This is a genomic window from uncultured Anaerovibrio sp. (assembly GCF_947302755.1).
GTDB lineage: Bacteria > Bacillota > Negativicutes > Selenomonadales > Selenomonadaceae > Anaerovibrio.
The window spans coordinates 1-10,156 of sequence record NZ_CAMYWM010000092.1 but is presented as its reverse complement, the minus strand read 5'-3'; the positions used below and the strand labels follow the sequence as shown (position 1 = coordinate 10,156).

Genomic DNA, 10,156 nt, shown 5'->3' with positions numbered 1-10,156 from the left:
TGCATTTATTATACCATATTCTTCTAATTATTGCTAGTATTTATAGATATTTAGTGGTGTTTATTAATTATTTGGCAGGCACTAATTAGGAGGCAATTCTACGAAGGATATAGAAAGGTTGCCTGAGTGGCAACCTTTTTATATTTTCAAAGATTTATACTTAAATCATCTTGAAGAAACACATTTACTTAGTATTTAACGGAGGAGAGAATGTTGCGGCTATTGGTGTTGCCCTAATTTTGGCTCAGATGTACATAGATGATAATATTCGGGCTCAGGCCAAAGGGAAAATAAAGGATATATTTGGTGCGAAGGCTCCGGAAAAGCTGGACGAAGACTAAAGGAATGGCTATGGCTGAAAACGTTTTAAGCAAAAAGGACATTGATGAATATATCAGGCTGCATTATGAGCCTGATGCTGAAGCTGACGATAAACATTTTTTTGAGATTTTAAAGGGACCCAGAAAATATCTTCCTGGCAGGAGGAATTTTGCTGGAACTAATGTTACAGGTGATACCTTACAATTATTTGCTGGATAAAATCAGAAATAAGGTTGAGTTAAGTTTTTCTGAAAAACTTACTGAACTGATTAAGGAAAAAGGAAAAAGCCTGCTGATATATACAAAAAAGCAGAAATTGACAAGGCACTTTTTTCCAAGATTAAGAGTGATAAAAATTATCACACAACCAAGGGAACGGCACTTGCTTTTGCAATAGCACTGCACTTTAGCTTGAAAGAAACGCAAGATCTTATAGGTAGTGCTGGTTATGCCTTATCCAGCAGTATAAAAAGAGACCTTATAGTACGGTGTTATATTGAATCCAAAACCTACAATGTAAATTGTATATCATTAATAAAATCGCTATATTGAGAGATTATGTATGGAGCTGCCCAAAGGCAGCTCTTTTTTTAGTGCTAATACAAGGGGGGGGGAATGCTATGTAAATTTTTAAAAAGTTCTATAGAAATTTTCTTGACATTGGATAGTACTTTTGGTATTATACAATTACAAAATGAAACAGTAACACGAGGGAGGTAAGATTATGGAACTTGCAACCATGACTAAAGAAGATTTAATGAATGGAATTTTAGCAGCATATAATGGCGGTACTGACCGATTAATGAGCTATGTTGAATCTCTAAAGGAACAGAGCATAGCATCTTGTAAATCTACCAATGGCTTTGGCAAGATTCTGATAATCGGTGAAACCTCTCTTAATGAACAGCAATTAAAAGGTTTCTGCAAGAGCAAAGGGATTTCTGGTGATAGAGTAGAGTTCCTCTGTGGTTATGACCGCCTTAAAAACAGAGGTGTGGGGAAATATCAGTATAATGATGATTATTCCCTGATAATAGTTGGTCCAGTACCACACTCTATGCGTGGTATGGGTGAATATTCCAGTATCATTGCCAAGATGGAGCAGGAAGATGGTTATCCTCCGGTAGCAAGAGCGTATAATGGCAATGGCCTGAAACTCACCTTGTCAATGGTTAAGCACATAATAAATGATAAGCTGGATAATGGATGTATAGCAGTTGCGTGATAGTGATATAAGGAGGCAATTATCGTGGAAATTGATTTTGACGTAGAATTTAAAGAGTTCATGTGGCAGATTGGAAACTTCCTGAGAGATAGAGGCTATGATTACACCCCAGGGGTATTCTGTGCAGCCACTGTTGCAGCATGGTCATTACAGCATGAACAATCTGAAATGGCTTCTTTGATGAAGGCTTTTAAGAGAGAAGAAACCAAGGCTGCAATAATGGAGTATGCAGAGTTTTATAAGGAACTCCAGGTTATCTCTGCCCAATATGGCAAAGAAATCATAGAATATGGTATGAAAAGACTGAACGATGATTCCAACTATAACAATCGCAGAATGGGACCGTATTTTGAGCATTACGGCTATATGAATGACCTGTTATTGGGATTACATCATTTAGATAAAAGTGATGTTTATGTAGAATATGGATGCGGTAGTGGAAATGGCTTATTAAAAGCAGCAGGAGAAGGAGTTTCTGCATACGGTGTCGAAGTGAATCTAAATGCCGTTATAATAGCAGATATTAAGGCCTATTGGAATAATATGAATCTGCGCATTGAACTGGCTGATATGGACGATGATAGTGTCTGCAATGTAAAAATGACAAAATCTACGGTTGATACAGCCTTCTTGAAAAATGGCGATAATTATAACGCTTTACTGGAGAACAAATATCTGCAGCCATATAAGTCCGTATTAAAAAAGGCTGGAGTAAGAACGTGGAGCCAGGCTCTAATTGCATATCAGAAGAACAAGGATGGCAGGGTTATAGCATTAACTACCCCAGCAGCCTTATTCAATAATGCTGATAAGGAGCTTAGAAAGACACTGGTTAATCAGGGCATCATTGAAGGTATTATTGCTCTGCCAGCTGGAACATTGCTAACAACCAGCATGGCACCGGTTATTATTATTCTCAGCAAGAATAACCGTGATGGCATAAAAATGATGGATGCAACGGACAGCTGTCAAAAAAGAGGCAAAGAGATATTTATTGAGCCTCTGCAGATAGAGGAAATCATCAAGATGTATGATTCCGGTACTGGAAAATGCAAAATCGTTTCCACCACAGAGATAATGCAGTCTGACTACATCCTTAGTGTAAATCACTATACCGAGGATGGAATAGAAAATGGACTTGTTCTGAAAGATATATGTGATATCGAACGAGGCGCAACCATAAAGACTGAAGAATTGGCTCAATTAGCCAGTGAAACTCCTACAAAATATCAGTATCTTATGCTTCAGGACATCGTGGATGGCAAAATTGAAAACCAGTTGCCATATATTACTGGTATAGACAAAAAATACAAAGATGCTATCCTCAGAAACAACGATATTGTGATATCCAAGCTGACACCATTCAAAATATGCTTAGTGCATATTGATGATGACAAGGAAATCCTGGCTAATGGAAATCTCTTTAGGCTTACAGTAGATCCTAAGAAGATGAATCCGGTATATGTAATGCTTTTTCTTAGTAGTACTGAAGGTCAGCAGGAGCTGTCCAAGTACATAAAAGGTGCTGGCATGAGAACCATAAGTATCAAGGATTTATACAAGGTTCAGATCCCTGATATAGACAGGACTAAGCAGGATAAGATAGCAGCAAAATATACCACATTGATGAACCGTTTGAAGGAAATAGATTTGGAAAGACAGAAGGTTCTTTCTGATATTTCGGCACTGGTAGAATAAAAGATTCCCTGCTGGTTATCAGCAGGGAATAAGTAAACTAAAAGGAGTAGTGTTTATATGCGTGATTATAAAGCAACAGCACTTTGGGATGATAATCCCGTTGATATAACCCCGGAAGCCAATTTTATATGGAGTATTGCCAATAAGCTCCGTGGTTCCTATATGCCTGATAAGTATGGTGATGTAATTATCCCTATGACTATAATTCGCCGCTTTGAATGTGCCTTGGAAAAGACCAAGGCAAAGGTAGTGGAAACCTATAAAAACAATCCAAATTATCCGGCCAAGGCCATGCACAAGATAGCGGGCTATCAGTTCTATAATACCAGCGAGTATGACCTTAATGAGCTGTGTAACGACTCTGAGCATTTAGCAGCCAACTTTAGGGAATACCTAAATGGCTTCTCAGCCAATGTGCAGTCTATTCTGCGTGAGCTTAATATGGATGACCACATTAAGAAAATGGACAAGGATGGTTGCCTGTACTCGGTTATAAAGGCTTTTTCTGAGCTGGATTTGTCCATTAAGACTTTTGATAGCATAAAAATGGGATATATTTTTGAAAATCTGATAGGTCGTTTCTATCAGAATGTGGATGCCGGTCAGTTTTACACTGGACGTGACATTATAAAACTTTTGGTATCGCTACTTACAGCAGAAGGCTGTGATGATATTTTTGATGATGGAAAAGTTATAACTGTAGGAGATCAGGCCTGTGGAACTGGTGGCATGCTTTCAACTGCCTATAGTTACCTACATCATTTCAATTCTACGGCTGATGTACGCCTGTTTGGACAGGAATATATGGGCCAGTCATATGCAGTGGGACTGGCAGAAATGCTTATCAAAGGTCAGAATGCTGATAATTTCCGTCATGCTGACACCTTAAAAGAAGATTGTTTCCCAGATACCAAAATGAGATTTGTAATAGAAAATCCACCTTTTGGTACACCTTGGTCTGGTGCAGATGCCAAGGAAGGACAGGAAAGAGCGGTAAAAGAGGAACATACCAAAGGCTTTGATGGCCGTTGGGGGGCAGGTCTGCCCGGCGGTGGTGACTCTCAGCTTTTGTTTATTCAATCTGCTGTAGCCAAGATGGATGACAAGCTGGGTAGAGCCGCTATTATTGAAAATGGTTCACCACTGTTTACTGGTGGCACTGCATCAGGTGAATCACAGATTCGCCGCTGGCTTTTAGAGCAGGATTTACTTGAGGCAATTATAGCTATGCCTACGGACTTATTCTACAACACTGGTATTGCAACCTATGTGTGGATTCTTTCCAAGAATAAACGCCCAGAGCGGAAGGGTAAAATCCAGCTCATTGATGCAACTCAAATTTTTCATAAACTTCGTAAGCCTTTGGGTAACAAGAAAAATGAGTTCAGTCCGGAAGACAGAGCAGAGATTACCAGACTTTATGCAGACTTTGAGGAAAACGAACTGTCTAAGATTTATGATAATACTGAGTTTATTTATCGTGAGTATGCTGTTATGCAGCCATTGCAGAGGAGCTATGGATTCACTGAAGAACGCATAGAGAATATGCTTCAAAAGGGTGCTTTAAAGGGACTTTGGAATGAGATAAAGGTTGTAGAGCTAGAGGAAAAGGGTACATCAGCTAATGCTAAAGAACAAAAAACTCTCAAAGGTTTCTACGATACCAAATCCCTGTATGACATTATTCTCGAAAAGTTAAAGGGTGCCGCCTGCGATAAAAAATGGCTCAGTCCTGCCGCCTTTATGCCAGAATTGGAAAAAGTATTGGCCGGAGCCGATGTGGATGCAAAGCTCATGGATAAAATTGCTGATGGTCTGTCTGTGATGGATAAGGAAGCGGAAATCCAAGTATATACTAGTGGCAAAAATAAGGGCGAAATAATCTACGATAAGGAAACTAAGGATACGGAAATAGTACGGTGGGATGAGGATATTGAGGATTATATGTCTAGAGAAGTCCTACCTCATGTACCTGATGCAAAGTGGTTCTGGGAGGAAAATCTGACTGCCAAAAAGCAAGTTATAAAGACGGGGGCAGAGATACCATTTACCCGTTATTTTTATAAATACACTCAACCAGAGGCCAGTGAGGTACTGGCAGAGCGGTTTGTTTCTTTGGAGAGCAGCGTAAAGGAGCGTATACAGAAGCTCTTTGGAAAGGCTTAGGTGGCTTATATGCGAGAAATGAAAGATAGCGGATTGCCTTGGACCGGATTGATTCCCCAAAAATGGGATGTTATTCGAGGCAAATATTATCTCAAATATATGCAAAAGCCAGTTAAAGACGATGATGGTGTCATTACTTGTTTTCGAGATGGAGAAGTAACTTTAAGAAGCAATCGACGTGAAGAAGGTTTTACAATATCAGATAAAGAGATTGGTTATCAGGGAATAGACATTGGAGATTTAGTAATTCATGGTATGGATGGTTTTGCTGGAGCCATAGGGATTTCAGATTCAAGAGGAAAGGCTTCTCCTGTTTTAAATGTTTTAGATACACTAGGAAATAAAAAATATATAATGTATTTTCTACGCAATATGGCATTTAACGATGTGTTTTTAGCATTGGCAACTGGAATACGGGTTCGTTCATGTGATTTACGATGGAATAAACTATCTGAATTATCATATCTTGTTCCTCCTAAAGATGAACAGGACAAAATAGCCAATTTTCTCGACAGAAAATGCTCAGAAATAGATGCGCTTGTTACGGATATTCACTCCGAAATATACACATTGGAGGCATATAAGCAGTCGGTTATCACTGAGGCTGTGACTAAGGGGCTGGATAAAAATGTGCCTATGAAAAAGATTTCAAATATCTGGGTTAAAGATATCCCAGAAAAATGGAATTTTCTTAAAGCAGGTTATTTGTTTGTAGAAAGATCTATAAGGGCAGATGGATCTGAAACGCCATTGTCTTTATCACAAAAAGATGGTCTAGTAAAAAGTGATGATATGGTAGAATATGCTATGAAATCGAAGTCTTATGATGGCTGGAAAAAAGTATGGCCTAATGATTTAGTACTTAATCGTTTTAAAGCTCATTTAGGTGTGTTTTTCTGTTCAAAATATAGTGGTATGGTATCGTTTCATTATGGTGTTTTTATTCCAAAAACTAAATTAAATGTAAAGTTTTATGAGTACTTGTTTCATTCAGCCCCTTATCGAGATATGTTTGCAGAACTATCTAACGGAATGACAGTAGGATTACAGAATCTTGGGAATTCCGCTTTTTATGCAGCAAAGTGTATATTTCCACCTGTTGAAGAACAAAATAAAATCGTTGATTATTTGGATAATTTTTGTAGTGAAATTGGATTTGCTATACAAGAGAAGCAAGAACAGCTGGAAGTTCTTGCCGACTACAAGAAATCCCTTATCTATGAATATGTAACAGGCAAAAAGGAGGTGCCGGAAGTTGAATGAAATTCTGTCGGAAAAGCAGTATCAGCATGAAATAATGGAATATCTGCATACGGATAATGGCTACCGTATTCGTACTAATTCAGACTTTGACCGTCTTTATGCAATGGACCGGGGTATGTTATTTGAATTTTTGAATACCGCCCAGTCCGATGTGATGGCTGAACTGAAGAAAATCTTTAAGGATGACATGGAAGAAACTATTGTTAATGTCATCAATGAGGCCATTACTGCCAATAAAAGCTCCTTGGTGGAAGTACTGAAAAATGGTATTGAAATCAGTAATAGACATCTGGATTTGATGTATACCAAGCCTGCTACTACCTTTAACAAGACTCTAATCAAGCTCTATGACAGCAATATCTTGTCTGTGGCAGAGGAAGTATGGCCATCTGATGACGAACGGGTTGATTTGGTTATCTTTTTGAACGGTCTGGCCATCATGTCTTTTGAGCTTAAATGTAATCCTGCTGGACAGACTTATCACGATGCCATTGAACAGTACCGAATAGATAGAAATCCAAAAGATAGGCTGTTCCTGTTTAAGGCTGGCTGTATTGTAAATTTTGCCATGGATTTAGAAGAAGTCTATATGGCCACCAAGCTGGATAAAGAATCTACTACATTCCTGCCATTTAATATGGGCAGTGGTGAAGGAATAGACTCTGGTGCCGGTAATCCGCTTTTCGAGGATAAATACAGTGTATCCTACATGTGGGAGGATATTCTTACCAAGGATACGGTGATAGACCTTATCAGCAAATTTATTTTTGTAGAGCGTAAGGAAGAAAAGGACGAGCTGACAGGCAAGACAACTTACTCCGAGAGTGTTATTTTCCCACGGTATCATCAGCTGGACCTTATCAGAAAACTGATGACTTCGGTTACAGAATATAAGACTGAGCTAAATTATCTTATTGAACATTCTGCTGGTTCCGGTAAGACCAAGAGCATTGCGTGGCTCACTTACCGTCTGGCATCTCTCCATGACAGTGATGACAATATTATTTTTGATAATATCATCATTGTGACCGATAGAGTGGTGGTAGACCGACAGCTGCAAAAAGCCATTTTGAGTATGGATCATGCTGCTGGCCTTATTAAAGTAATGGATGACAGATGTACTTCGGCTGACCTGGCCTATGAGCTGTCCCATAATACCAAGATAATTGCTACAACCATTCAGAAATTCCCGTATATCGTGGACACTGTGGCCAATCTGAAGGATAAAAAGTTTGCAGTTATCATTGATGAGGCTCATTCATCTACAGCGGGTAAGGATATGCAGGCTATTACCCGTTCCTTGGGAGCAGGAAATCAGCAATATGAAGATGCTGATGACATGATAAACGACCAGATAGAAAAATCCGGTAAACAGCCTAATGTATCCATGTTTGCCTTTACAGCAACCCCAAAGGATAAGACACTGCGCCTCTTTGGTCGCCTAAATACTAAGGGACAGTATGAAGCATTCCATTTATATTCTATGAAGCAGGCTATTGAGGAAGGTTACATCCTTGATGTGTTGCAGAATTTTACGGAATATGACACTATTTTCAGACTGAACAAAGAGATTGAAGAAGATCCGGAAATGAAAACGGATGATGCCAAAAGGCAGATTGCCCGTTTCATTGAACTGCATGAAACCAATATCGCTCAACGTATAGAGGTTATTGTGGAGCATTTCCGAAATGTGGTTATGGGAAACCTTGGTGGTACTGCCAAGGCTATGGTAATAACAGCTTCCAGACAGGCCGCTGTAAAGTATCATAAGGCTTTTAAGGATTATATTGCCCGTAAGGGGTATAAAGGCATTGATGCCCTGGTAGCATTTTCAGGTAAGGTCACTCTGGATGACGATGATACAGAGTATACCGAGCCATCTATAAACGGCTGCAGCGAGGAGAGAACTCCACGACTGTTCGACAGTGATGATTATAATGTGCTTATAGTGGCCAACAAGTATCAGACGGGATTTGACCAGAATAAGCTGTGTGCCATGTATGTAATGAAGAAGCTGAAAGGGGTAAATGCCGTTCAGACCTATAGCCGGTTGAACCGTATTTGTCCGCCATACGACAAGAAGACCTTTATCCTTGACTTTGTAAATACCTATGAGGAAGTCAAAAAGTCATTCTCACGGTATTACACTACAACACTTTTGGCTGGTAATCTTAATCCGAAGCATATATACGACCTGGAAGCAAACCTGGATGGTTTTATGGTATTGGACCCGCTTGATATTGAAAAATTCAATGAGCTTCTGTTTAAGCAGCGGGAAAATGCTATTACTTCTGCGGAAAAGAAGGCCCTGACCTTCTATCTCCAAAAGGCAGAAAAAGCGGTTAAGCAGTATAGTGCAGAGGAACAGAAGGAAATACGGGTCCGTATGCGTGGATTTGTCCGTTTCTATGAGTTCCTGTTGCAGGCCAGCTGCTTTAAGGATGTAGATATTCATAAGAAGTACATTTTTATCACATATCTGCTGTCTTATTTGGATATATCAAGCGGTGGAAGTGGCTTTGATTTAAAAGGTAAAATAAAGGCGTCTGGGTTTGTTCAGAAAAAGGGTGAAACACACGAAAAGGAAAAGCTGGCATCACGTCCGGTTGTTAAACTGCCGCAGTCTGATGGCTTTAATCTTACGGAGGATAAGATAGAAAAGCTCAGCCGGATTATTGAGGATATTAACTCCCGTACCGGTAAGTCCTATGATAATGATGTGGCTCTAAAAGCTATGCTTCAGATTAAGGATCTGCTGATGAAGTCGGATAAGCTGAAGGTTTCCGCCAAGAATAACACGGAAAAGGATTTTGAGTTCTCCTTCTATGATAATATTGATGATGCCCTCATTGAAGGATTGGAGCAGAATAAGGACTTCTTCTCGCTGCTGCTTAATAATGATGACCTCAAGCGTACTGTTCTTGGGATATTTACCAATGAGATTTATACCAGCTTGCGGGAACTAGATGATTAAAGGGATAAGACTAAAGGCCATCCAATCTTGGATGGCCTTGTTACATGGAAATTTCCTTATTATTTAAGGTTTTTGAGGTGGATATTTCGGCTCCTGTTCCCAGTGAAGCCTTATACAGATGAAGATTATATTATTAATTTAAGTTTTGGATCAACATATAGGCCTCACTCCACCAAATAGGGGCTTATAAGAGTGGAAAATTCCGAAACTTCTAAAATGGACAAATACCAAGGGATTTGGTACCATAATATTGAAATTAATTAAAGTGTCCGAAGCACTTTAAGGTTTCGCTCATAATTAAAACCTACTTGAAATGCTCCTTGAATAAGGAGCAATAACAGTTACCCTGACTGTTATTAAAAAAAGAGTGACCGTGCGGCCACTCTTTTTTTATGCTCTCAAATAACCATACCAGAAAATTCCGAAAAGCGGAATTTTTCCAGTATCCTTATAGTTGTTAGAGTCGGTCGAAATTAGCCACTCAGGGTCGGCCATAATTAGCCAATTTT

At 39.2% G+C, this 10,156-nt stretch carries 7 protein-coding genes; all 7 read left to right on the top strand.

The window, feature by feature from the left end:
- Positions 1-170: 170 nt before the first annotated feature.
- Positions 171-341 (top strand): hypothetical protein, encoded by a 171-nt coding sequence (locus Q0Y54_RS09155; RefSeq protein WP_297966639.1) that lies wholly within the window; start codon positions 171-173, stop codon positions 339-341.
- A gap of 10 nt (positions 342-351) precedes the next feature.
- Positions 352-540, top strand: coding sequence for a hypothetical protein (locus Q0Y54_RS09150; RefSeq protein ID WP_297966636.1), 189 nt, complete (start codon positions 352-354; stop codon positions 538-540).
- A 505-nt stretch (positions 541-1,045) separates the two neighbouring features.
- Positions 1,046-1,546, top strand: a complete 501-nt coding sequence (locus Q0Y54_RS09145; protein ID WP_297966632.1) for a hypothetical protein — start codon at positions 1,046-1,048, stop codon at positions 1,544-1,546.
- Between the two features lie 24 nt (positions 1,547-1,570).
- Positions 1,571-3,244 carry an N-6 DNA methylase gene (locus tag Q0Y54_RS09140; RefSeq protein ID WP_297966629.1) on the top strand — a complete coding sequence of 558 codons (1,674 nt, stop codon included), beginning with the start codon at positions 1,571-1,573 and terminating at the stop codon, positions 3,242-3,244.
- Positions 3,245-3,301: 57 nt separating this feature from the next.
- A complete protein-coding gene (locus Q0Y54_RS09135) occupies positions 3,302-5,410 on the top strand; it encodes a class I SAM-dependent DNA methyltransferase (RefSeq protein ID WP_297966626.1) in 2,109 nt (702 codons plus the stop codon).
- A gap of 9 nt (positions 5,411-5,419) precedes the next feature.
- Positions 5,420-6,673, top strand: a complete 1,254-nt coding sequence (locus tag Q0Y54_RS09130) for a restriction endonuclease subunit S (protein ID WP_297966623.1) — start codon at positions 5,420-5,422, stop codon at positions 6,671-6,673.
- Positions 6,666-9,647 carry a type I restriction endonuclease subunit R gene (locus Q0Y54_RS09125; RefSeq protein WP_297966620.1) on the top strand — a complete coding sequence of 994 codons (2,982 nt, stop codon included), beginning with the start codon at positions 6,666-6,668 and terminating at the stop codon, positions 9,645-9,647. The genes Q0Y54_RS09130 and Q0Y54_RS09125 overlap by 8 nt, the downstream gene beginning before the upstream one ends.
- Positions 9,648-10,156: the final 509 nt, after the last annotated feature.

Bases quoted from the DNA above. Each gene is read 5' to 3' on its own strand.
- Q0Y54_RS09135 (WP_297966626.1), top strand. From the start codon at position 3,302: ATGCGTGATTATAAAGCAACAGCACTTTGGGATGATAATCCCGTTGAT.
- Q0Y54_RS09130 (WP_297966623.1), top strand. From the start codon at position 5,420: ATGCGAGAAATGAAAGATAGCGGATTGCCTTGGACCGGATTGATTCCC.
- Q0Y54_RS09150 (WP_297966636.1), top strand. From the start codon at position 352: ATGGCTGAAAACGTTTTAAGCAAAAAGGACATTGATGAATATATCAGG.
- Q0Y54_RS09145 (WP_297966632.1), top strand. From the start codon at position 1,046: ATGGAACTTGCAACCATGACTAAAGAAGATTTAATGAATGGAATTTTA.